General features: G+C 65.5%; 1 pseudogene. It reads left to right on the top strand.

The features are described from left to right. Window positions 1–223: pseudogene (locus E4K09_RS02490) on the top strand (histidine phosphatase family protein); the annotation flags it as partial.

Genomic DNA, 223 nt, shown 5'->3' with positions numbered 1-223 from the left:
TGCGACGTCGGACGGGCTCCATCCCTTCTGATGCAGGAGTTCCCGCATCTGAGCTTCGATCACCTCGACGAGGTGTGGTGGCATAACGAGGGCGAGCCGGACCCGCGCGGATTCGTCTACGAGCCCAGCCACATCTTCGAGGGGCGGGTCGAGCAGTTCCGGCGGTGGCTCCAGGACCGGCCGGAGCAGATGATCGCCGTCGTAGGGCACGGCACCTTCTTCA

Source organism: Microvirga pakistanensis (genome assembly GCF_004458765.1).
GTDB classification, from domain to species: Bacteria; Pseudomonadota; Alphaproteobacteria; order Rhizobiales; family Beijerinckiaceae; genus Microvirga; species Microvirga pakistanensis.
Note: the sequence above shows the minus strand (reverse complement) of the source record. Positions and strands in the feature narration are given on the sequence as shown.